This window comes from Ruegeria sp. YTSC003 (assembly GCF_059609785.1).
Genome location: NZ_JBXWMK010000014.1, coordinates 1 through 23,596, shown reverse-complemented (window position 1 = coordinate 23,596; position 23,596 = coordinate 1). Strand labels below are relative to the sequence as shown.

Annotated in this window: 22 protein-coding genes; 14 read left to right on the top strand and 8 right to left on the bottom strand. The window is 55.7% G+C overall.

Going from position 1 to position 23,596, the window contains the following annotated elements; genetic code table 11:
- The 9 genes from AC2FFH_RS20330 to AC2FFH_RS20290 all read left to right on the top strand — a co-directional run bounded on the left by AC2FFH_RS20330 (position 1) and on the right by AC2FFH_RS20290 (position 12,002).
- Positions 1–1,218 carry an acyl-CoA dehydrogenase family protein gene (locus AC2FFH_RS20330; RefSeq protein ID WP_496845202.1) on the top strand — a complete coding sequence of 406 codons (1,218 nt, stop codon included), beginning with the start codon at positions 1–3 and terminating at the stop codon, positions 1,216–1,218.
- On the top strand, positions 1,215–2,387 hold the full coding sequence (locus AC2FFH_RS20325; RefSeq protein WP_496845201.1) for a CaiB/BaiF CoA transferase family protein: 1,173 nt from the start codon (positions 1,215–1,217) through the stop codon (positions 2,385–2,387). The genes AC2FFH_RS20330 and AC2FFH_RS20325 overlap by 4 nt, the downstream gene beginning before the upstream one ends.
- Positions 2,387–3,592: a 3-oxoadipyl-CoA thiolase gene (gene pcaF, locus AC2FFH_RS20320; RefSeq protein WP_496845200.1), complete on the top strand. Its 1,206-nt coding sequence runs from the start codon at positions 2,387–2,389 to the stop codon at positions 3,590–3,592. Before AC2FFH_RS20325 ends, pcaF begins: the two co-directional genes overlap by 1 nt.
- A 134-nt stretch (positions 3,593–3,726) precedes the next feature.
- On the top strand, positions 3,727–4,683 hold the full coding sequence (locus tag AC2FFH_RS20315) for a tripartite tricarboxylate transporter substrate binding protein (RefSeq protein ID WP_496845199.1): 957 nt from the start codon (positions 3,727–3,729) through the stop codon (positions 4,681–4,683).
- Positions 4,680–5,201 carry a tripartite tricarboxylate transporter TctB family protein gene (locus tag AC2FFH_RS20310; RefSeq protein WP_496845198.1) on the top strand — a complete coding sequence of 174 codons (522 nt, stop codon included), beginning with the start codon at positions 4,680–4,682 and terminating at the stop codon, positions 5,199–5,201. Before AC2FFH_RS20315 ends, AC2FFH_RS20310 begins: the two co-directional genes overlap by 4 nt.
- A gap of 10 nt (positions 5,202–5,211) precedes the next feature.
- Positions 5,212–6,723 (top strand): tripartite tricarboxylate transporter permease, encoded by a 1,512-nt coding sequence (locus AC2FFH_RS20305; protein ID WP_496725749.1) that lies wholly within the window; start codon positions 5,212–5,214, stop codon positions 6,721–6,723.
- Positions 6,724–6,776: 53 nt separating this feature from the next.
- Positions 6,777–9,677 (top strand): FAD-binding and (Fe-S)-binding domain-containing protein, encoded by a 2,901-nt coding sequence (locus AC2FFH_RS20300; protein ID WP_496845197.1) that lies wholly within the window; start codon positions 6,777–6,779, stop codon positions 9,675–9,677.
- Positions 9,664–11,124, top strand: coding sequence for a sulfatase family protein (locus tag AC2FFH_RS20295; protein ID WP_496845196.1), 1,461 nt, complete (start codon positions 9,664–9,666; stop codon positions 11,122–11,124). Before AC2FFH_RS20300 ends, AC2FFH_RS20295 begins: the two co-directional genes overlap by 14 nt.
- Complete coding sequence (locus AC2FFH_RS20290) at positions 11,121–12,002, top strand: amidohydrolase family protein (RefSeq protein ID WP_496845195.1); 882 nt, start codon at positions 11,121–11,123, stop codon at positions 12,000–12,002. The genes AC2FFH_RS20295 and AC2FFH_RS20290 overlap by 4 nt, the downstream gene beginning before the upstream one ends.
- Here AC2FFH_RS20290 and AC2FFH_RS20285 read toward each other — a convergent pair.
- Complete coding sequence (locus tag AC2FFH_RS20285; protein WP_496725753.1) at positions 11,990–12,949, bottom strand: LysR family transcriptional regulator; 960 nt, start codon at positions 12,947–12,949, stop codon at positions 11,990–11,992. The genes AC2FFH_RS20290 and AC2FFH_RS20285 overlap by 13 nt on opposite strands.
- A 73-nt stretch (positions 12,950–13,022) precedes the next feature.
- Positions 13,023–13,409: a hypothetical protein gene (locus AC2FFH_RS20280; RefSeq protein ID WP_496780778.1), complete on the bottom strand. Its 387-nt coding sequence runs from the start codon at positions 13,407–13,409 to the stop codon at positions 13,023–13,025.
- 227 nt (positions 13,410–13,636) lie between these two features.
- On the opposite strand from AC2FFH_RS20280, the gene AC2FFH_RS20275 reads away from it, so the two are divergent.
- Positions 13,637–14,566, top strand: coding sequence for a LysR family transcriptional regulator (locus AC2FFH_RS20275; RefSeq protein ID WP_496740969.1), 930 nt, complete (start codon positions 13,637–13,639; stop codon positions 14,564–14,566).
- 9 nt (positions 14,567–14,575) lie between these two features.
- Here the strand turns inward: AC2FFH_RS20275 and AC2FFH_RS20270 are convergent, their stop codons facing one another.
- Together AC2FFH_RS20270 and AC2FFH_RS20265 are read right to left on the bottom strand one after the other, a co-directional pair.
- On the bottom strand, positions 14,576–16,036 hold the full coding sequence (locus AC2FFH_RS20270; RefSeq protein ID WP_496740967.1) for a sulfatase family protein: 1,461 nt from the start codon (positions 16,034–16,036) through the stop codon (positions 14,576–14,578).
- Positions 16,037–16,663: 627 nt separating this feature from the next.
- Positions 16,664–17,008: a carboxymuconolactone decarboxylase family protein gene (locus AC2FFH_RS20265; protein WP_496845194.1), complete on the bottom strand. Its 345-nt coding sequence runs from the start codon at positions 17,006–17,008 to the stop codon at positions 16,664–16,666.
- A gap of 20 nt (positions 17,009–17,028) precedes the next feature.
- Here AC2FFH_RS20265 and AC2FFH_RS20260 point away from each other — a divergent pair, with 20 nt between their 5' ends.
- Entirely contained in the window at positions 17,029–17,775 is a 747-nt protein-coding gene (locus AC2FFH_RS20260) for a creatininase family protein (protein WP_496845193.1), read from the top strand.
- Here the strand turns inward: AC2FFH_RS20260 and AC2FFH_RS20255 are convergent, their stop codons facing one another.
- Positions 17,776–18,540, bottom strand: coding sequence for an amino acid ABC transporter permease (locus AC2FFH_RS20255; protein WP_496725759.1), 765 nt, complete (start codon positions 18,538–18,540; stop codon positions 17,776–17,778).
- A 10-nt stretch (positions 18,541–18,550) separates the two neighbouring features.
- Positions 18,551–19,294, bottom strand: coding sequence for an amino acid ABC transporter ATP-binding protein (locus AC2FFH_RS20250; RefSeq protein WP_496725760.1), 744 nt, complete (start codon positions 19,292–19,294; stop codon positions 18,551–18,553).
- A 123-nt stretch (positions 19,295–19,417) separates the two neighbouring features.
- On the opposite strand from AC2FFH_RS20250, the gene AC2FFH_RS20245 reads away from it, so the two are divergent.
- Together AC2FFH_RS20245 and AC2FFH_RS20240 are read left to right on the top strand one after the other, a co-directional pair.
- A complete protein-coding gene (locus tag AC2FFH_RS20245) occupies positions 19,418–20,194 on the top strand; it encodes a transporter substrate-binding domain-containing protein (RefSeq protein ID WP_496780783.1) in 777 nt (258 codons plus the stop codon).
- Positions 20,195–20,293: 99 nt separating this feature from the next.
- The gene (locus AC2FFH_RS20240) at positions 20,294–21,307 is read left to right on the top strand and encodes an amidohydrolase family protein (protein WP_496780784.1); all 1,014 of its coding nucleotides are present in this window, start codon (positions 20,294–20,296) and stop codon (positions 21,305–21,307) included.
- Between the two features lie 56 nt (positions 21,308–21,363).
- On the opposite strand, the gene AC2FFH_RS20235 is transcribed toward AC2FFH_RS20240, so the two are convergent.
- Positions 21,364–21,912: a HutD/Ves family protein gene (locus tag AC2FFH_RS20235; protein ID WP_496845192.1), complete on the bottom strand. Its 549-nt coding sequence runs from the start codon at positions 21,910–21,912 to the stop codon at positions 21,364–21,366.
- A gap of 150 nt (positions 21,913–22,062) precedes the next feature.
- Between AC2FFH_RS20235 and hutC the strand changes: the two genes are divergently transcribed.
- Positions 22,063–22,746, top strand: a complete 684-nt coding sequence (hutC, locus tag AC2FFH_RS20230) for a histidine utilization transcriptional repressor HutC (RefSeq protein WP_496845191.1) — start codon at positions 22,063–22,065, stop codon at positions 22,744–22,746.
- Positions 22,747–22,851: 105 nt separating this feature from the next.
- On the opposite strand, the gene AC2FFH_RS20225 is transcribed toward hutC, so the two are convergent.
- Positions 22,852–23,535, bottom strand: a complete 684-nt coding sequence (locus AC2FFH_RS20225; protein ID WP_496845190.1) for an IS6 family transposase — start codon at positions 23,533–23,535, stop codon at positions 22,852–22,854.
- Positions 23,536–23,596: the final 61 nt, after the last annotated feature.

Sequence of the window (23,596 nt, the reverse complement as noted above, 5' to 3'; positions counted from 1 at the left end):
ATGAATCAGGGGTTGAACCGCGCAACAGCTGGCCTGGAAGCGGGCAAATTTGCCGAGCTTCGCACCAAGGTCAACGACTTACTCTACAATGAAATGCTCCCGTTCGAAAAAGAGAACGGGCTGACCCATGAAACTCGGTTCGAACGTGCTCAGCTCGAAGAATGGTGGAAACGCTCGCGCGAATTGGGCATCTATGGTTGCAACCTGCCCGAAGAGTTCGGCGGCTTAGGCCTGTCTATCGATCAGCTCTGTACTCTGAAAAAGGATGCCACCCGGTCGAACGCGGCGCTTTATGGCTGCGTTTTGGGTGAAAACGGTGGCCCGATGAGGATCGGGTATATCATCACACAAGCGACAGAAGGGCAGAACGAAGAGTTCTTTTACCCGGCAGCCCGCGGCGAACGAGCAGGGTGTTTTGCGTTGAGCGAACCCAATGCCGGATCCGATGCTGCGCGTATTCAGACCAGCGCGGTCAAGGACGGAGATGATTACATCATCAACGGCCACAAACGGTTCATCACCGCCTCGCGCACGGCGGATTTTGCCATCGTCATGTGTGTGACTGACCCAGAGGCCGGAACCAACGGCGTGACGGCATTCCTGGTAGATGCAAAGTCGCCCGGATACCGGATCGAAGGACATTACCTACCCATGTCGGGTCAACACATCGACAACGACATTATCTTGGAGAACGTTCGCGTGCCTGCGCGCAACATACTGGGCCAACTGGGTGGTGGTTTCAAATTGGGGATGGAAAGGATCAACATCAATCGCCTGCTGCAATGCCCGACCATGCTGGGCCATGCCCAATTCGCGTTGGAACAGGCAGTGGATTATGCCAATCGTCGGGTGCAGTTCAAAAAGCCTATCGCCAATTTCCAGGCGATCCAGCACATGATGGCCGACATGAAGACCGCCAACTTTGCTGCTCATTCAATGATCCACGCGGCCGCCGCCAAGGCCGACCGGGGGGAAAACATCCGGACCGAGGCGTCGATGTGCAAAGTTTTCGTGGCAGAAAATGCCTTTCAGGTTGCTGACAAAGCGATCCAGATCCATGGGGCAACCGGCATGACAAAGAACCATCCAGTAGAATGGGTGTTCCGCCGCCTGCGTATGTTCCGCGTGCTCACCGGTAGTTCAGAGATTCAACGCAACACGATCGGAAAAGGCATCCAGAAAGAATGGAAAACCGCAAACCCGGAGGCCGCACAATGACGAATGAGTGGTCGTTTCTGAACGGTATGCGCATCATAGACTTGTCGCGCTTGCTGCCCGGGCCTTTTGCAACCCAAACGCTTGCCGATCTGGGGGCTGAGGTCATCAAGATCGAAGAACCCAAACACGGCGACCCGGGGCGCTTTCTGGGCAAAGACATGTTTGCCCGCCTGAACCGCAACAAGAAGTCGCTGACGCTGGATCTGAAATCCGACGAAGGCAAAGCGGTACTGACCAAGCTTTTGGAAAGCGCAGATGCCGTCATCGAAAGCTTTCGTCCCGGCGTAATGGACCGACTGGGCTTCGGATACGAAGCGGTAAAGGCGCAAAACCCGGCCATCGTCTATTGTTCACTCTCGGGCTTTGGTCAAACGGGTCCCTATCGTCAACGGGCGGGTCACGATATCGATTTTTTGGCACTGTCGGGTTATTTTGCGGTGCCCTCTCAGGTCAACGACAAGCTCGCGCGCCCCAAGGTCAGACTGTCGGACTACGCCGGGGCGATGTATGGCGCGCTGTCGCTGGCGGTTGCCATGGGATCTGCCAAGATGAGCGGCAAAGGGCAGTATCTGGACGTGTCCATCACCGATGCGATGGTCAACTGGTCCTCACCGCTTGTGCGGATTGCGCATGATCTGTGCGACGGTGATCCGGATCGGATGTCCTTTGTGATGCCCGACAATGACATCTTTGAAACCAAAGATGGTAAACACATCGCCATCGGTCTATTCGAGAACAAGTTCTGGTTGGTCTTGGCCGAGATGATGGGCGACGAATTCCCCGACCTGCGGCGCGAGGATTTCCGCACCAACAAGCTGCGAAACCAACAGAAACAGGCAGTGCATGGGTTGATGTCGGACATGTTCGCCTCGAAAACCCTGACCAAGTGGGAAGAGCTTTTTGGCCCGACCGATCTGCCCTGGGCGGTGGTGTATGAAGACATGCGCCTGTTCGAAGACCCGCATTTGATCGAACGCGGCATGTTTGGTGAGTTGGGCGAAGGCGAGGACAAGACGTTCCAGGCCGGATACCCCACCAAATTCTCCGCCGGTCTGAACGAGTTTCAGTCCGCTCCGCCCAAGAAAGGACAAAACACGGATGAGATCCTGCGCAATCTGGGCCATGACGCGGCTGCCATTCAGGCAATGCGCGACGCGGGGGTGATCTGATGGTTGATGCGTTTATTTGCGATGCCATCCGCACGCCCATCGGGCGCTATGGTGGCGGGTTGTCTTCTGTTCGGGCCGACGATTTGGGCGCTGTGCCTTTAATGGCGCTGATGGAGCGGAACCCGAACGTCGATTGGGCCGCTGTGGACGATGTGCTATATGGCTGCGCCAACCAGGCAGGCGAAGATAACCGCAACGTTGCGCGTATGTCGTCGCTGCTGGCGGGATTGCCCGAAAACGTATCCGGCACGACATTGAACCGGCTGTGCGGTTCAGGCCTGGATGCGGTTGCTTATGGCGCGCGCGCGATCAAATCGGGAGATGCAGACCTGATCATCGCAGGCGGTGTCGAAAGCATGAGCCGGGCACCTTTTGTGATGCCCAAAGCCACCAGCGCCTTTAGCCGTGCCAATGAAGTGCATGACACCACCATCGGCTGGCGGTTCGTCAACAAGTTGATGAAGGCCCAGTATGGCGTCGATTCGATGCCTGAGACGGCCGAAAACGTGGCCGAAGATTTCGGGATCAGTCGCACAGATCAGGACGCATTCGCCTTGCGCTCGCAACAGCGGACGGCGGCGGCGCAGGCGGCTGGCGTCTTCGCTGAAGAAATCACACCAGTGATCATACCTCAGCGCAAAAGTGATCCCAAAGTTATCGATACTGATGAGCACCCTCGCGCGGAAACAACCGCCGAAGGCCTGGCCAAACTCCGCGCACCGTTCCGCGAGGGCGGGTCGGTGACGGCGGGCAACGCGTCCGGGGTCAATGATGGCGCGGCGGCTTTAATCATCGCCAGCGAAGAGGCCATCAAACGTCACGGGCTGACGCCACGGGCACGGATCGTGGCAGGCGCTTCGGCAGGTGTTGCACCGCGCATCATGGGCTATGGTCCTGCACCTTCTACACAAAAACTGCTGAGCAGAATTGGCATGCGCATCGACCAGATCGACGTGATCGAGTTGAATGAAGCCTTTGCTGCACAGGCGCTGGCCGTCACGCGCGCCCTTGGGTTGCCCGATGACGCGACGCATGTGAATCCAAATGGCGGCGCCATCGCCCTTGGTCATCCCCTAGGCATGTCAGGTGCGCGTTTGGCTTTGACGGCCACAAATCAGCTCTGTCGGAGCGAAGCTTCGTTAGCACTGTGCACAATGTGCATCGGTGTCGGTCAAGGTATTTCCGTGCTATTGGAGCGCGTTTAACTGGGCATCGGAAAACGTGATAGCCGGGATACGCATATAATATTTCTGCGATCAGCAAGCCCTCGCTAATCTCGATGCAATTCAAAATCCAATGACCTCATTCGGTCGAAACTCATGTTTGGGAGGAAACAAACGTGTTCACACTTGCTAAGATCAAAACGGCCTTAACCGGCACTGTCCTGGCGGCTGCCGCTTCCATGGCACAGGCTGCGGATTTTCCCGAGCGCCCGATCGACCTGATCGTCGGCTTCAAGGCAGGCGGCGGCACCGACACCTACGCCCGTGCGCTGGCCAGCGCCGCTGACGCACATCTGGACGGTCAGCCCGTTGTTGTCGTCAATAAACCCGGCGGTGGCGGCCTTGTTGGTGGTCGCTTTGTGGCAGACCAGCCGCCCACCGGGTACACCCTCTATCTGGCGTCCGCCGGTTCGATGGTTCTGAAAAATCTGATCAAACCACAGGTTGTTTCGGAAGATGACTTCAAAATGGTCGGCACCATTGGTGAGCTGACCGCCGGCATCTTTGTCCCCACTGGTTCGCCGATCCAATCGCTGGACGAGTTGATCGAAGCAGCCAAAACTTCGGACACTAAACTGCGTTGGGGTCACACTGGTCGCGGCAACGTCTGGCACATGGCGGGTCTGGGTGTTCTGAACCCCAACGACGTCAAAGCCAAGGACGTTCCGTTCAAAGGTGGCTCAGGCGTGCGTGCTGCGCTGACCAGCGCAGATGTTGATTTTGGCGTCATGGGCGCGCACCTGGGCCGTGGGTTTGAGGACGACGTGCGCCTGCTGGCCGTGTTGTCAAACGACCGTCACCCGGCGGCGCCTGATGCCCCTTCGGCCAAGGAACTGGGCGTCGACTTCATCCCAGTTTCAACCCCGATGATCGTGATGGCTCCTGCTCGTACCTCTGACGAGGTTGTTGCGCAACTGTCCGATGCCTTGGTCGCGATCACTCAGGAAACTGCCTATATCGACACCCTCTCCAAGGCCGGCCTGCCGACTTCGAGCGTGAGCGGCCCCGATACCGCGTCGGCTATCGAAAACTCGAAGGTCGAGTGGGTCAAGTTGTTGGAAACCCTGGAATGACCGAGGGTGTTCAAATTGAAGTGGCGCGCAAGACTGCGCGCCACAACATTTTTGCCGGATTGGCCTTGGTGGTGCTCGCGGCTTTCTTTTTCTGGAAATCCTTCAACATCTCGCTGGATTTCATTGATGAGGAAGGCATCGGACCAAGGTTCTTTCCACAAGCCATCTGTGTCGCCCTGGGCTTGATCGGCGTGACCATGACTGTTTTTGGCCTGCGCGAGCAAGTCGCCCCTGCTGACAAGTCAAGCTTTGAGATCAAACGCTTCTTTGCCGACGCAGTGCCGCTCTTTGCTTTGGGAATCGCTTTTGTCTGGATGTTCGGCGCCTTTGGTTACGTCACAGCCTGTTTCGTGCTGCTTTTGGTAGCCGCGTTGATCTTCGCCGTGCGTGGCCCGGCCCTGATCCTGTTGCCTGTCTGTGCGACCGTCGCGCTCTATCTGCTGTTCTTCAAGCTGATGACCGTGTTTGAACCGGAGGCGACCATTTTCAACCCCCTGGCCCTGATCGGGCTGAAGTGAGGGATATGACATGGAACTTCTGAACGGTTTCTACACCATCTTCACCACGCCCGAGACGCTTATGTTTGTAGTGCTTGGCGCGGTCCTGGGTGTCATCGTGGGTGCTGTGCCGGGGCTGACGGCCTCGGCCGCGATCGCCATGCTGGTGCCAATCACGTATTACATCGACCCTCTGTCGGCATTGGCCTTTCTTTACGTCATCGGCAAGGCTGGACGGTTCGGGGGGTCGATATCCGCGATCCTGTTCAACACGCCTGGGACAACGGCGGCTGCGGCCACAGTAATCGACGGGCACGCGCTGACCAAGAAAGGACAGGCGGGCAAGGCGTTGAAAACGGCGACTGTGGCCTCGGTCATTGGCGACTTTGTCGGTGAGTTCATCCTGATTTTTGGCGCGCTGACTATTGCGCAGCTGACCCGAGAGCTGGGTCCGCCCGATTATTTTGCGATCTATGTCTGTGCCTTCCTGATCATCGGTTCTGTCATTTCAGACTCGGTACTCAAAGGCATCGCATCGACTCTGTTCGGGGCAACGCTGGCGATGATCGGTCTGGATCCGATTACGTCCGAGCCGCGGTTCGATTTCGGTATGGTCGAACTCTACAACGGCTTCTCGCTGGTTCCGCTTCTTATTGGTCTGTTCGTGATCTCCGAAGTTTTTGCTCAAGTTTTCCCTGCGCGCAAAGGTCAAGAACATCATGACGAAATCCGCGCCAAGAATCCCGATGACGACCGCCTAAGCTGGGCCGAGGTCAAGCGCTGCCTGCCCTTCATCGGGCGTGGTTCGGTGATCGGTTCGATGGTGGGTCTGATTCCGGGCGTTGGCTCCGCCGTGGCGTGTTTTGTGGCTTATGGTTCGTCCAGGGCGAAAGCTGCAAACAAAGATGAATGGGGCAAAGGAGCGATCGAAGGCGTCGCGGCACCTGAAGCGGCCAATAACGCCGTGTCCGGTCCGTCGATGATCCCGCTTTTGGCGCTTGGTGTGCCCGGATCGACCATTGCGGCGATGCTCATGGGCGTGTTCCTGATCCATGGCATCCAAGTGGGGCCAAAGATTTTTGAGACCTCGGGCGACATCGTTTACGGTTTGTTCGCAGCCGGTTTGATCGGGATCGCTCTATATGGTCTCATTGGCTGGTTCGGTGGTCCACTGATCGGTCGTGTGATCGACAAGGTGCCGCAGCGTCTGATCTATCCAACTATCCTGGCTGTGGCACTGATCTCGGCCTACACGGCGCGCTCGTCGATGTTCGATGTCACCGTTGCCTGCCTCTTTGGTCTGATCGGCTACTTCATGCGGACTCTGAACTTCAGCCCCGCTGCCACGATCATTGCTTTTGTTCTGGCACCAGGTGCCGAACAAGCGCTGCGCCAATCGGTGCTACTGACCGATGACGGCTTTGGCATCTTCCTGCACCGTCCTGTTGCGCTGGTGTTCTTTGCCATACCGCTGGTTGCCATTGGTATTCGGATCATCGCCCGCATGCGGACGTCGAACCAAGCGCCCACGCCGCAAACCTGAAGCCATGGGTTCGGGCGTATTTGCGCCCGGACCAACCCTGCAGGATCGCTAACATGCTGGATCACCCCCCCGAATCCTTGTCTCGGTATCTCGATGCGCTGCGCATAGAGGGATTTTCCGGTGATGTCGAAAACGATGAAGGCGCTCGTCTGGTCGCCGCCACGGACAACAGCATCTATCACATTACTCCAGACGCGATCCTGTTTCCCAAATCCGGCAAGGACGTCGCAATACTGGCCCGATTGGCGCAAGAGCATGACATTGCCCTGACAGCACGCGGTGGTGGAACGGGAACCAACGGGCAATCACTGAACGCGGGTGTGATTGTAGACATGTCGCGCCACATGCGGGGTATCGAGACCCTGGGTCTGCAGGCAGGAACTGTCACGGTTCAGCCCGGTGTCGTGCTGGATCAGCTCAACACTTTTCTCGAACCCCACGGATTTTTCTTTGCACCCACGGTGTCGACCTCTTCTCGGGCAACAATCGGCGGTATGTTTGCCACCGATGCCAGCGGCAAAGGCAGCCGGATCTATGGGCGCATGTCTGATCATGTCATCGCAGCGGATGTGATTCTGGCCAACGGGCGGCCTGTCTCTGTCACCACTCACGGATCACTTGATGCGGAGCTTGGTCAAATGGGACATGCTCTGCGTCAGGACTTGGACGACAAGGCCGCCGAGATCGCCCGACGTTTCCCAAAGCTGAACCGGGGGCTGACCGGCTATAACCTTGATCAGGCGCGCGGCGCGTCGGGTGAATTCGACTTTATCAAGCTTCTGGCTGGGTCAGAGGGGACATTGGCGCTGACCACCCAATTGACCCTGCGACTGACACCAATTCCAAAACAGCGGGCGCTGACAGTTCTGGCTTATGACGACTGCGCATTGGCGCTCAGACATGTTCCGCATCTGGTGCAGGCAGATCCAAGCGCAATAGAGTTTCTGGATGACAAGATCCTTGCCCTTGCCGCCGCCTCGCCCATGTGGAGCGAGCTTGAGGGCGTGCTAGGCCAGATCGGCGATGCAGGCGGGTTCCTGTTTGTCGAGTTCATCGGTGAAACGGTTGAAGACGTCACAGCCGGTCAAGAACGTCTGGCCCGAATTCTGAACCAAAACCACGTGTATGTCACAGCACAGGTGACCACGGCAGAACCCGACGAAATGTCAGCATTGTGGGAAATGCGCAAACGCTCTGTAGGACTGCTGGCCGCGGTTGAGACAAAGCGGATCGGGCTGCCTTTTGTCGAAGATGCCGCTGTACCGCCCGAAAACTTGTCAGCCTTTGTCGCCGAATTCGGCGCGCTTCTGGATCAGTTCGAGTTATCTTATGGCATGTTTGGGCATGCAGATGTCGGCTGCGTCCACGTGCGCCCAATGCTGAACATGCGAGAGCCGCAGGATCGGGCGATGATCCGCAAAGTCTCGGACGCGGTATCGGACCTGTGTCAGAAACACGGAGGCCTGATTTGGGGCGAGCATGGCAAGGGCGTGCGCGGCGAATATGTTGAACGCTATGTTGGTCCCGAGCTTTATGCGGTGATGCGCAAAATCAAGGCTTGGTTTGATCCCGACAATCGCCTGAACCCCGGCAAGTTGGTGACAGCCGCCGAAAGCGATCTGACGGTGATGAAGATCGACGCCGTACCCATGCGCGGCCCTCGCGATGCGGAAATCAACGAAGAAAACTTTGGCGCCATCGAACGCGCGATTGCCTGCAATGGCAACGGGGCGTGCCACAACTGGGCACCTAGCGATCCAATGTGCCCGTCCTACAAGGCTACGCACGATAAGGTTCAAGCCCCCAAGGGTCGCGCCAGCCTATTCCGCGAATGGGCGCGTCTGCGCTCAACCGGCGAGGATGCCGCCCTTGTTGAAGAGGCGCTGAAACGCAGTCTGGACACGTGCCTGTCCTGCAAATCCTGCACCGGTCAATGTCCGGTCCGCGTAGATATCCCGGCGATGAAATCCGCCTTTTTGCATCAGTACTTCCAGACCCGCGCGCGCCCTGCACGCGATCACCTGCTGCGCCACATGGAGGGGCTTTCGCTTGCCCTGCGCAAGCTGCCGCGTCTGGCCAATCTGGTGTTGGGGAAAAGCTTGACCAGGGCTGTGTTGAACCGGGGATTTGGCCTTGTCGATATCCCGCGCTATGCGCCGCTGACCGCAGAAGAGGCGGTGCAAAACGCCGGGGGTCGCATTGTTTATCCGGACACGACGCCATCGAAATGGGGTCAGAATCCGGCACTTCTGGTCCTCGACAGTTTCACTGGCGCATTCGACACCGGCGTGGTTGCGCAATCAACAGCCCTGTTGAAGAAGCTGGGATTTACTGTCTGGGCCATTCCACCTGTGGCCAATGGCAAGGCACGGCAAGTGCGTGGCATGATGGATGCCTTTGAAACGCAGCGCGATCAGACAACCGCTTTTTTGTTGCGGGTCATGCCCGACGATCTGCCCTTGATCAGCCTTGAACCCGCCGTGACCGACCTGCTGAACAAGGAATACGATCTGGGCGCGCGAAAAGTCATGTCATTGGACCTATTCCTGTCTGACATTCTGCACTCACTTCCCCAAATGCCCGTTGATGACACGGGGCGCTATACCTTGTTTTCACACTGTACCGAGAAAACAGCCGACCCCGCCACCCCCCGGCGCTGGCAAGCAGTGTTTCGGCATTTCGGCCTGACGCTCGACATCGCCAGCACCGGGTGTTGCGGCATGGCTGGTTTGTTTGGCCACGAAGCCGAACACCGAGACATGTCTAGCCAACTGTTCGAAATGTCTTGGCGCGAACCCTTAAACGTTGCCGGAACTGGCGCTTTGGCGACCGGGTTTTCCTGCCGGTCCCAAGCGGGGCGGTATGGCAACGTCAAACCCGCACATCCCAGCTCCGCACTTTTGGCGCGGATTGAAGCGCACGCACAAAATGGAGGCCGCAATGACCACCCCTAACATGATTGTCCTGATGTCTGATGAACACGCATCCAACATCATGGGATGCGCCGGACACCCATTTATCAAGACACCCAATCTTGACCGGCTGGCCGCGCGGGGCACCTTATTCGAAAACGCCTATACCAACGCGCCCATCTGCGTGCCTGCACGCGCCAGTTTTGCAACTGGTAAATATGGCCATCAGACCGGCCATTGGGACAATGCCACACCTTACACGGGCGAGCCGAAGTCATGGGGCCATTACCTGCAGCAAAACGGTAACCCGGTGGGTTCGATCGGCAAACTGCACTACCGCAACGCATCTGACCCAGTCGGGTTGGATTTCCAGCAGATCCCGATGCATCTGGTCAACGGTGTCGGCGACGTGCTGGGATGTGTACGAGAGCCGTTGCCGCGCCGTTGGAAAGCCCGCGATCTGGCCGACAGCGCAGGCGCAGGTGAAACTTCGTACACCACGTATGATCGCAACATCACCGATGCCGCATGCGAATGGATTGCCGAACGTGGCAATGAACAGGCGGGCGACAAGCCATGGACAGTTTTCATCTCGATGGTTGCGCCCCATTTCCCGCTGACCGCACCACAGGAGTTTTATGACCTGTACAAGGACATGGATCTCAAACCTTCGAAACCTGCGCGCGAGGATGACCACCCCTGGCTCAAGGCACTGCGCCATTGCTTTGTCTACGACAATTTTAATGAGGAACGCACGCAGGCCGCGCTGACCGGTTATTTTGGACTGGTCAGCTTCATGGACTACAATGTTGGTCGAATTCTGGATGCGATCGAAGCTGCTGGGCTGAACGACAACACAAATGTCATCTATGTTAGCGACCACGGCGACAACATGGGCGAGCGTGGCATGTGGGGCAAATCCAACATGTACGAAGAGGCCGCCGCCATTCCAATGATCATGGCCGGACCAGACGTGCCCGGCGGCAAGGTCAGCAAGACACCGGTGTCGCTGGCAGATGTCTTTCCCACCGTACTGGAGTGCGCTGGTTTTAAGGCCAATGACCCTAAGTTGCCCGGCCGCTCCCTGTTCCGGATTGCGGCTGAGGAAGATTGCCCTGACCGCGCTGTATTCTCAGAGTATCACGCTGCCGGCGCCATGTCCGGGGCGTTCATGATCCGCAAGGGCCCGTGGAAATACATTTATTACACCGGCTATGAGCCACAGCTCTTCAATCTTGACACCGACCCGGGTGAAGTCAACGATCTGGGGACCGCGCCCGAGTACGAAGGGACCCGTGCCCAACTGCATACTGAACTGCTCAAGGTTTGCGACCCGGATGCGGTTGACCGTCAGGCCAAAGCTGATCAGGCGGCGATCATCGCGAAACATGGCGGTGTTGAGGCGGTACTGGAGCGTGGCGGGTTTGGCGCAACCCCTGCCCCGGGCGTTAACGCTGACTTTGTCGCGTCAAACGGCACCTCGACATGACTGGGGCCAACGCAGAAATCCCGAGCTGCGCGGCACCGGATGGGGCACCGCACGCGCCGCAATTTAAAATGCCACCGTTGGCCTGCGATTGCCATTCCCACGTGTTCGGCCCGCCAGAACTGTACCCGATGGTGCCGGACAGATTGTATACCCCTCCGGAAGCGTCATTGGCATCATATGAACATTTGCTTAAAACATTGGGGTTTCAGCGCGCTGTTATCGTACAGCCCAGCATTTACGGCACCGACAATCGTGCGACGCTTGAGGCCACGGCTACCGACCCTGAACGCTACCGTGCTGTGGTCGTGGTTGACGCTTCGATCACCGAGGATGAGTTGCAGCACATGCATGATCAGGGCGTGCGCGGAGTCCGGGCCAATCTGCTGTTCAGCGGTGAAAAGGCGATGACCGAGGTACGCACTATCGCCGACAAGATCGCGCCGATGGGCTGGCATCTTCAGGTGTTACTCGACGTCAGCGCTTTCCCCGATCTTTACGCCTTTTTCTCGACCCTGCCGCTGCAGACCGTTTTTGACCATATGGGGCACTTTCCAGTGGCAGGGGGCATCGATTCAGAAGGGATTCAGGCTTTGTTGAACCTGATGGGCACAGGCAAGGCCTGGAGCAAACTTTCAGGCGCATATCGGATCACAGGTCGGGCTACGCTGCCTTATGAAGATGTCACACGCGTCGCGCAGGCATTGGTTGCGGCGAACCCAGATCAGGTTGTCTTTGGGACCGACTGGCCGCACCCACATATTCCGGTCGCTATGCCCAATGACGGCGATTTGTTGGATGAATTGGCGACTTGGGCCCCATCCGCAGAAACTCGGAAAGCAATCCTGTCAGATAATCCGGCGCGCCTTTACGGCTTCTGACCTTCGGTTTGCACATGCCGAAACGTGCCTCGGATAATACCGCTGTCAAACAGTTCGTGGCAGATATCCAGCAACTCTTGCCGAACGGCCCGCGATCCCGCGTTCAGCGGCTGATTGCGTGGCCAGGTCAAGTAAACTTCGCGGATCAAATCTGGCTTGACCAAACGTTTTGCAGAGATTTCCCCGCGGCGCCAAAGTGCATCAATTGACGGCCACGGCAGCACACCCGACGTTACACCGCTGCGGATGTAGCTAAGCCTCAGCCGGGCGGATTCTGTTGTGACACGCAAGTTCAGCGCTCGACCCATCTTTTCAGCCACATCTTCGACAATTTCGCGGACAGCATGAGACTGCTGGCTCAAGACCAATGGCGTAGAGAACAAGGCTTTGACATCGATGGTTTCATCCCCGGAACAGGGTTTGTCGCCCTCTTTGCGTCGGGTCACCAAGTATAAAGGTTCCGTATAGAGATGCAGATACTCAGCCTTGGACGCTTTTTCGCGGGTCGCCAGGATACCCAGATCCACGCGGCTGTTTTCAATCATCTCTTTCACGTTCAACGCCAGCTCCTCCAGAATTCGAAGCTCGACCTCGGGATACTTCTCGGCCACCCTTTCCAACAACAACGGCGCAACATGAACGCCCAACATCGGCGGCACGACGATCGAAACTTCACCACGGGGCGTATCCGCCTCTTTCCGGACGTCATCGGTGGCTTGCTTCATCTGCGCCACTATCTTGCGGGCGTGTTGATACAGAACTTCGCCAGCCTTTGTCGGTTTGACCCCCCGTGATGAGCGTATCAGCAATTCGGTGGTAAGTTCTTCTTCCAGATTTGCGATATGCTGGCTCAACGCGGGCTGGGCAATATGCAGTACCCTCGCGGCACTGGAAACACTGCCCTGATCAACGATTGAAATGAAATAGCGAAGCTGACGGATGTTCATATCAAACTCTAGCAATTTAAGCAGTCTAAACCACTATAGCCGTGCCAGAGAAAGAAGAAAATCTGATATCAGTTCAACGCAGATCCTGCGCAAACGATGACCGCATCTGCGCCGCCCAAATACCATCAATCCGTGTAACCACCCACAGCGAAGGAAAAGACACCAAGGGCAGCCCGTCGTGGTCGAACCGGTTCACCATTACGTCCAAATGCACTTTGCTTTGGCTGGATTGCAGCACGTTCAGATGCCCCCATTCGGTATGGCCCCAATCGCCCCCAGCCCTCGTCTTAAAATCGCTGAAATAGCTGTCTGGGGTTTCCCAGATCTTCACCGCCTCGCCGGACAATCGATAATGTGGAAAGTGGAGCGTCTTCGATATGCCCGTGGCATCACGTGCATTCAGTGCCTGCACATGGCGATGCATAACCTCTTTGGCCGCCGCAATTGCGTCATTGTTCATTTGTGCCCCACTTTCGAACCGACAGATCCAATCAGAGATCCCAGATTTAGTAAAAACAGTACCAACGCAGGAATCGGTTCAAAAATATCTTTTTGATATGAGTGTTAGAGGAAATTCGGATCACGAGCTGACTATTTTACTCGTGCACGGATTGAATAATTCCGGCAAGTTGGTTCCCAAAATACACCAAATTGGCACCAAGTCAGGGTTCAGAAATGTCCGCCAGAATGCCCAAAATTCCCTCACTCAGGCTGTTTGTTGAGGTCATGCAGGCAGGGACAATTGCAAGCGTCGCTGAGAAGATGCATTTGACGCCATCTGCGGCCAGCAGAATGCTATCGGCGTTAGAGCGTGATCTGGAACTGAAACTGTTTCGCAGAGAACGGCAGCGCCTGATCCCTACCGAGGCAGCTGAAACCTTTTTACCCGAAGCAATTCGAGCGCTCAGTGTCGTAGATGAGCTGCCGCGAATTTCCGATGCCATTCGCAATGGCGCGACCAAAGAGCAGACGATCCGGATACTCGGGTTTCCCCGAATGGCCGAGCAAATTCTCCCAAGCGCTGTTCGTCGCTATTACCGTGAGACCAAGTCCAACACTCGTGTCAGCATCAGCGTTGAGGCCCGACATAGTATCAAACGTTGGGCTGCATCGCGCATGTTCGACATTGCGCTCACGACGGTTCCCGTTGTGCATGCCGGCGTTCGCGGAGAGCCAATCATCGACTTTCCCTTGTGCGTTACTTTACCTCGGACACATGGTTTGTCTGACCAACGTGAAATTCCTGTTCAGGCTTTGGCCAATGAACCTCTGTCGCTGATAGAGAGCGGTTCGATCATGCGTCAACGCATTGCTCGGGTGTTCGACAGTGCGGGTTTAATCCCAAACGTTCGGCAAGAAAGCGGAACGGTTGACGTCGCGATCAATATCGGGCTGGCAGTCGGCAGTTTGACCATTACGGACGGCATTTTCTCCAAGGCCCTGCTTGGGGAAACCCATGTTCTGCGCCGCATTAAAACACAGCATTCTATTCCTGTTGGCTTCGTCGTTCCCGTCGACAATGAAGTCGACGGAGCCGCTGCATTCATGAAAAAAGCGATCCGAAATGAGGTTCTGGCGTATCGGCAAGAATTGGACAAGAAACTGGATGCCGACTAAACGGCAGACTCAGATCTTCTCCAGATTGACTTTCATGCCGGGAATGGGCGAGGCCGCAATAGAGCCAGAATTTCTTACGGCCTCATAACCGCCCAACTCCTCGATCCGGGCCAACTGATCAGCCTTGCTGACCGCGTTCAGCTCTTCGGGATTGACCATCGCGCACAGCAGTGCCGATAGTTCTGCCTCTTTTGGGTGGGTGTTCCCACCGGCCAGCAAATCGATTGCTTCATCAGGGTCAGTCGCCAGATTAAAAAGCTGGTTGGGCATATCGACGTGATAGATCAGTTTCCAGTCACCCTGCCGTATCAGGAAACTGGAATTTACACTTCCCATCGCATGATATTCGGAAAAACCCGTTCTCTGTGGCTGCTCGCCATTGATCACTTGCAAAAGCGAACAACCCGGCAGGCCCCCGTCCTTTGGGGTTGGCACGTCAAACAGATCCAAAATAGTCGGGAACAGGTCCACATGACCGACACAATCTGAAACCGTCCTACCCTCCGGCAATCCCGGACCAGCCAAAATTAGTGGAACACCGGCGGAATGCTCATACAGATTGGCCTTACCCAGAATACCATGAGCACCGATTGCCTCTCCGTGATCCGATGTGTAAGCTATCCGCGTGGTGTCAGTCAGGCCCAGTTCTTCAGCCATATCAATTACTTTGCCAATTTCTGCGTCGGTTTGAGTGATCAGGGCGCAGTATCCGGCATAGGCATTTCGCAAGAATGCTTCGTCCATGCCCTGAGGCAACTGATTCATCCACGCAAGATACGCCATAGCTGGATGGTCATAGCGATCAGACGCGTCCCACGTGGACGGCAAAGTCATGTCTTCCGGAGGGTACAGATCCCAGAACTCCTGTTTCGCCCGGAACGCGGGATGCGGGCTGGGATAAGAAACGATCAAGGCCCACGGCTCAGCGTTGTCGGCATTGGCGCGCAACCAGTCGATTGCGCGTTCGGTGATCTGGCGGTCATAAATCTGGTAATCTGTCTCTCCCGGCCCAGAATTCCCATAGATTGCCTTGTGACCCGCGCGACTTGGCACCCCATCTTCAGTTGCTCGCAACAACGTCAGCGGGGATCCAATCCCATCGACCACGTGCATCGTGTGAATTTCCTCGGCAAATCCATTGTCATCTTGCTCTGAACGGTAATGCAGTTTCCCAATTGCAGTGACTGGCACGTTTGCGTCGCGCAGCCGATGGTGCCAGGACTTAACTGATCCATCATACATCGTCGCGTTATCCCAGAACCCGGTTTGGTGAGGATACTGGCCGGTGGCGATCGCTGCGCGAGCCGGGCAACACAAAGTTGTGGTGGCGTAAGCGTTTTCAAAACGAACTCCACGTCCAGCAAGTTTGTCCAGGCTCGGGGTGAGCACAGTTGAATGCCCCGCTGCGCCAAGAAAGTTGCGCGCATGATTGTCCGTTACAAAAAAGATAAAATTGCCGGGCGTTGCCATGGAGTTTCCTCAGATCAAATCCATTTACGCAATGTCATAACGGCAACTACCACGCGAGTTCGTGCAAAATTGGAAACAACTGGTTCGAAATTGACCAGCTTGACTCAGGAATTCAATTGGATCTGCGGCTCAAAAGCTCCGCGGCTTGCCCCAGTTCTCAAAACATGTGCGCAAACGGCAACTTACGCCTGGAGTCTGTCCATTCAAACATTTTGCCGAACTCGCCGGTTAACACCGATACGATCGCTGATTCAGCTCGCCATGCTCAAAAATTTGCAACAGAACCATAGGCGTGCCAGTAAATCGCCGCCACTGGCCCTTCCAAAAGTTTGCGACACATCCCATTCATTCAGAGGGTACGCCACATGTGCAGGTTCAAGACCATTGCTTCAGCGGCGGCAACGCTCGACGGAAGCGAAGTGTCGCACATGATCCATAGCGGCCAACTCACGCCCGAACTTTGTCCATTTCAGCAGTTCGCTGAGCTCGCCACCTGACTCACAAGCGAGTGCTCAAACAACTCAACGGGCTCAAATCTTGGCAACAAAACCAGATGAAGGTACTGTTCAGTGGGTCAACAGCTCTGACGGATGACAGAAAAAGATGCACGCTGCCTTAGTGTGGCCCCTAAGCACCGGTACCATTGAACTCGTCAAACGCTTCCAGCGCTTTTGCGCCAAAGGCGATCGAAGGACCGCCACCCATATAGCCGATCATCTCCAATGCTTCGCAAAACTCCTCGCGGGTAGTGCCGAGCCGGACAAGCGATTTGGTGTGAAACCCGATACAACTGTCGCAACGCGTCGAAATTGCAATGCCCAGGGCGATCAGCTCCTTGGTCTTTTCATCCAGCGCGCCATTGCGTTTGGCGGCTTTGGACATCGAGTTGAACCCCTCGAACATACCCGGGGCCTGTTTCTGCAAAACGCCTATACGTTCCATTGTTTCAGTGAGAAATCCGCTCCAGGACATCGTGTCTTTCCTTTTCTTGAATGGTTCTGTTAGCTGGCAATATGCGATTGGAAGAGATGACCTGGACCGAGGTCGAGACATACCTCAAAACCCGAAAGGGAGTTATTCTGCCGACCGGGTCCATCGAACAGCACGGACCCATCGGTCTGATCGGTACGGATGCCATTTGCGCGCGCGAGATCGCCTGGGCTGCGGCCGATATCGCTAGCGCGATAGTGGCACCCGAACTGACTTACGCCCCTGCGCCGTTCAACATGAGCTTTCCGGGCACCGTCTCGCTGAGCACCGGTCTCTACGGCGATCTGGCGAGAGAGGTTATGCATGGGCTGGCCCACCATGGATTCTCGATGATCTATGTTTTGAACGGCCACGGTGCCAACCTTGAGCCCTTGCGGAAGGCGGCCCACGACGTAAGTGCGACAGTCCGAATTCGGAGCTGGTGGGACTTTGACCGGGTCAACAAACTCCGACGTGGCTATTACGGCGACTGGGAGGGTATGCACGCCACCCCATCCGAGGTCGCGATTACACAGGCCACCCATCGCGTTGTTCAGGCCAGAGTCACGAGTCCTCCGCGCAAGCTTTCTGCCGAGTACATCGCGGCCCACGCGGGTGACCGCCATGGGCCGCCCGATGAACATCGGCGCGACTTTCCCGATGGGCGCGTTGGGTCCTATTCTGAACTGGCCCGACCCGAACACGGGCGTGAACTCGTCAATGCCGCGGCGCAGGCCGTCGCCGCGGATTTCGCCAGCTTTGTTCATTGATCAGCGGCTTTCGTCCGATCTCATTTTTCGTTCCAGCCAGCGTACGAAGAAGCTGATGATCAGGACGAGAACAAGATATTCAAAGATCAAAAGCGTATAGATCTCAAGCGGTCGGTATTCCGTTACGACCAACTCGTTGGCACGGCGCGTCAACTCCTGCATCCCGATCACCGAGGCAAAGGCGGACATCTTTACAATATAGATGAACTGGTTCGCCAACGGGGGTAGAATCCGCTTAATCGCCTGCGGCAGGATTACATACTGCATCGTCTGGCGGTAGTTCAGGCCAACAGTTTTTGCCGCTTCGGTCTGACCCTTGTCAATCGACTGGATGCCCGAGCGGTAGATCTCGGCGGTGAAGGCACTATCCGAAATGGCCAGCGTGATGATCGCGCCCCAGAACGCGTCGATGCTGATATTGATACCGATTGATTTCAGAACAACCGGGAATCCGTAAAATACCCAGAACAACATCGGCAGGAGCGGTATGGCGCGGATGAATTCAATGTAGACCCTGCTTGGTAACCGCAGCCATCGGTTTGAAGACATGCCCGGCAGGGCAACCAGAAGCCCGATGGCCATTGATAGAACGGCGGCAATCAACGACAGGCTGATCGTCGACCAGAAACCCGACAAAAGAAATCGGATGTTGTTCTGACCCGTTTCTGTAGAGGGGTTGACGACGTACCATCCCCAGTTGCCCGAAGAACTACAACCGGCGAGAATGACAAGCGCACAAAGAGCGACAAGCGTTGTACGTTTCATGTGATACCCCTTAGTGCTGAAGGATCTGGCTGAGGAAAAGCTTGCAACGTTCTGATTTAGGTGCCTCGAAGAAATCTTCGGGTGTACCTGTTTCGATCACCTCGCCCTGATCCATAAAGATCATCCGGTCCGCTGCCTTGCGCGCGAACCCCATCTCGTGGGTGACGCAGATCATCGTCATTCCCTCTTGGGCAAGATCCACGATCACGTCGAGCACTTCTGAAATCATTTCGGGGTCTAGCGCCGAGGTGGGCTCGTCAAAAAGCATGATCTTGGGCTCCATGCAAAGTGAGCGCGCTATGGCGACCCGTTGTTGCTGACCACCGGAAAGTTCGGTTGGCCGCTTGTGCGCCTGATCAGGAATCCGGACTCGTTCGAGATATGTCATGGCGCGTTCTTCCGCGTCCGATTTCGACAGGCCACGTGCCTTGATTGGTCCTAGCGTCAGATTTTGGAGAATTGTCAGGTGGGGGAACAAGTTGAACTGCTGAAACACCATGCCAACCTCGGATCGGATTTCTTCGGCGGCCTTTTTGTCCGTCATTTTGATCCCGTCGACCGTGATCGAACCGGAATCATGCTCCTCCAGAGAATTCACACATCGTATGAGCGTTGATTTGCCGGATCCCGAAGGCCCGCATACAACAATTCTTTCCCCAAGCGAGACATCCAGATTGATGTCTCTGAGCGCGTGATAGTCTCCGTACCACTTATTCAAGTCGCGGATTGTGATGACCGGCGATGCATCTGACATAGACCTGCCCCTTTGAGATTGTTAGCGTAAGACTAGCTTTGCCTTCAAATTAAAACTATACAAAATGTGATAAATACAGACATAAATCTGGTTGCGAACGCGCGAACAAAAGGGGAGGAAGCGATGAAGCTGCTGAAATCAATGGGCCTGGCCGCGGGTCTTGTACTTGGAATGCTCACAGGGGCGGCCAATGCCCAATCGGCTCTGAATGACATACTGAACAATGGGGTGCTGAAAGTCGGGACAACCGGCGACTGGAACCCGATGTCCGTCCGGGATCCGGCAACCAATTCCTACAAGGGATATGATATCGACGTCATGACCCAACTCGCCGAAGATCTGGGCGTGGAGCTTGAATTCGTGGCAACGGATTGGAAGACCCTGGTAAACGGTGTCGTTGCCGGGAACTATCACATTACAGGTTCGGCCTCTATCAGCCCGCCCCGCCTGAAAGCTGCCGGGTATTCGAATAGCTATATCTCAGTTGAAATCTATCCCTTTACGACTGAAGAAAAGGCTGAAAACTTCTCGGATTGGGACTCGATCAACAACGGGGAAGTCAAGGTTGCGACCACCTTGGGGACGACATTCGAGAAAAGCGTCCGCGAGTGGTTCCCTGACGCTGACATCAAGGTCGTTGAGGCCCCGGCGCGCGGTTTCCAGGAGGTTCTGGCAGGGCGCGCTGATGTTTTCATCACATCGAATATCGAAGGTTCGACCCTGCTCGAAAAATTCCCAAACCTGCGTCAGATTGAAGTAAATGAGGCGCGTGCGCCGACACCGATCGCGATGCTGATGCCCCAAAGCGATCAGGTATGGATCAACTATGTGAACAGCTGGATCGAACTGCGTCAGTCGCAGGGATTCTTCGCGGCGACCGCCGCAAAATGGGGCCTGTAACGTTCTGACTTTGACATTGTAAAAGGCCCGCTGCGATAATCAATCGGTGGGCCTTTTCTGTGCGCTACGTCAGTAATCGAGATGTCAGGAGAGACCGATATGCGCATTGACATGCATTCCCATTACTACGGTGGTGGGCTGGTCGAGACTTTGCGCGCCCGAAAGTCGCATCCTCGCCTCAGAACACGCACAGATGGTGTCACTGTGATGTCAGCGATGAATGGAGAATTTCCGTTCACCGATGCCTATCATGACCCGCAAGTGTGTCTGGCCGAAATGCGAAAGCAGGGACTGACGCACCGCTTGCTGACCTTCCCCGGAGCACTTGGCGCTGATCTGTTGCCCGCCACGGAAATTGCACCGGTTATCTCTGCCTTTAACGATCACCTTGCCCAGTTGGGAATTGATAGCGATGGTGCACTGATCGGGTTGGCCGGAGTTCCGCTGGATGATCTTGATATTGCCTGTGCAGAGCTTCGCCGTGTTCGTCGCGATCTGGGTTTGCCTGGAATTATTTTGCCGTCGAACTATTTCAACTCTTTGGCCGAAGCTGACACATTGCGACCGCTATTGGAAGCGGCAAACGAATACGGCTGTCACATCATGCTGCACCCTGGTCTGAAAGTCGGGCAAAACCCGCCGCCGCGCCCTGCGGACCTGACGCAATATCGACTGTCCGCAGTGGAACTGCAATCCAGCGCTTCTCAGGTCGCCTTGACCATGATCATGTCAGACCTGTTGGATTCTTACCCGGCTGTTTCCTTTCAGATAGTTAATTTGGGCGGCACGCTCCCCTTTATTTTTGAGCGGTTAGAAAGCATTGCGCGGCATCGCAACCCGGATGATCCGTTCCCGACCCAGCGTCTGCGTCGGCTCTGGTACGATTGCGCTTCGCTTGGGCCACGTGCGTTGGAGGCAGCTGTTAAGCTTTTGGGCGCAGACAGAATTATGCTGGGATCGGATTATCCGATCTTCACGGACGATCCTTATACTCATGCGGTTGTTCCGGCAGCACTGACCGCCGAAGAAAAGGAGCAGGTGACGTGGAAAACAGCGAACGCATTGCTGAGCCACCTGTCGAAACTTCGCACGCAAAAATGCACCCCGGGCTAATTTCAACGCGTGACGGCTAGGTTACCTCCCATGGTAGATTGAGGTTCTCTTGCCCGCTACCGGTTCGTGAGGCGCGCCAATAACGTAATGCTGTCCTCGAGCCCGATGACTGTGAAATTGCCATCCTCAAGGATCGCAGCCTCAGTGGGCTCAACCCTGTGTCCGTCGATAGAGCAGCCCTTGTACACTGAAAACAGACACAGAACTTCGTTCGGACCCGCTTGGAGCTCATGAGTGTCCTCACCGGTCAGGCAATCCACGGATGCAGCGCACTGAACAGAATCATAGATTACATTAATATTGCGCACTGGACCCGCTATCAGCCGACACCACAATTCCAGATCGCCTGAGAACCTGAGTGGATCGGAAAACCGCGCGTTCAACGGTGTCGCCGGACCAACCAGATCAAAGCCATCTCCCTCGACAACGGTCAGGATACGAGACATGTCCGGAAATGTGGAAAATGGCCCGTCAGCTTCGACGTCAGCAAGGCTCACACGCCAGATGACGCCCTGCTCGCCACTTGCCCGTGCAATTTCTCGCGTGGTCCCCATGCCGTTTTTCCACAGGATGGGCTCCAGGGTTCTGGTTCGGACATGCTTCATTGCTGCTCGCATTTCGGGTTGGTCATAGGAAGGCTGCGTATGCTTGCTGTTGTTCGAATTGGGCGCGCCGACGGTTGCAATCCCTCGCCGCATACGAGTACAAACATTATGCAATAAATTTAGACATATTATAGGCCATTTGTCGTGCGGGTGAGCTATCAGGATATAAAATCAAACATCCTTGGCCGCATCCGCGACAACACCTGGCCGCCCGGCGCGGCAGTGCCCGGTGAGATTCAGCTTGCCAAGGAATTTGGCTGTGCGCGGGCCACAGTAAATCGAGCAATGCGCGAACTGGTTGATGATGGCGTTCTTGAGCGTAAGCGCAAGGCAGGAACACGGGTTAAAACAGCCCCGACGCGCCAAGCCCGGATCACAATTCCGCTTATTCGGGAAGAAATCACCAACCTCGGGGCCTCCTATCGGTATTCGCTTGTAGAGCGCGAGGTCATCCCCGCCCCCGGCTGGTTGCGCGCTCGGGTCAAGATCCCAAAAGGGGGTGAGGTTCTGCATCTCAGATGTATGCACTTTGCCTCAAACAAAGCCTTTCAGTTCGAAGAGCGCTGGATCAATCTTGCGACCATTCCTCAGGCACGCGATCAGTCGTTCGAAGAAATTGGGCCAAACGAGTGGCTTGTCCGTGAGGTTCCGTTTACCGAGATCGAACTGACGTTTTCAGCGACCAACGCCAATCTGGAGGTTGCGGAGTTCCTGGGGGAAAACGAAGGAACGGCCTTGTTCACCATCGAAAGAACCACTTGGCTGGTGGAGAAAAACGTAACTCACGCCAAACTCTATTTTCCTTCTGGTTACAAAATGACGACCAAGCTGTGATGGCATTCGCATTGCGCTGGTGGGCAACCTCGGAAAGGCATCTGTTGTAAACGGTTCTGTCGCAAATATTAGGAACGGCCAAAGTCAGCGACTTACTGGATACACCTATCCTGCGATCTCTGCGAATAGCTGGAAGCCAGACGTCGTATTGCTGGGGAATTGCCGCTTTCGGATCATGTTGGCGACTTCGATGCCGTCCAGTGTAGCCGAGGCGGATCTGAACGATTTGAACCCACACATGTGCCGGAAGCGACGCTTGATAAATCGATGATCTTGTTCGATCAGGTTATTCAGATACTTGGACCTGACCGTTTGGATTTTGGCTGAGCAGCCAAACCGATTGAGGATTTTGTTCACCTCTCGAATGCCCGCTGCGCTGGCGCCACTTTTGTCGATGACGATCTTGCTCGGGGTTCCATTTGTCGATAGCGCTTTGGCGAAGAACCTGGCGGCTGCTGGACGGTTCCTGCGCTCTGACAGCATGAAATCAAGGGTATTTCCTGCGTTGTCGACGGCCCGATAGAGGTACATCCATTTGCCGCGAACTCGAATATAGGTCTCATCCATACGCCATGAACTCAGTGTTGGACGCTTCTTTGACTGCGCACGAGCTGCGACGATCAGCGAGTAATTCACAACCCACCTATTCAATGTGGCATGATCAACCCGCACACCGCGCTCAGCCATGATCTCTTCCAAGTCACGATAGGACACTGTGTGCCGCAGATAGAAGTAAACAACGTACGAAACTGCATCCTTGGGGAAATGACAGCCCTTTAACGAGATCATGCTCAAAAAAACCTGTTCGAAAACTATTCGACCAGTACAAACCTCAGATCACGCAGGCTCG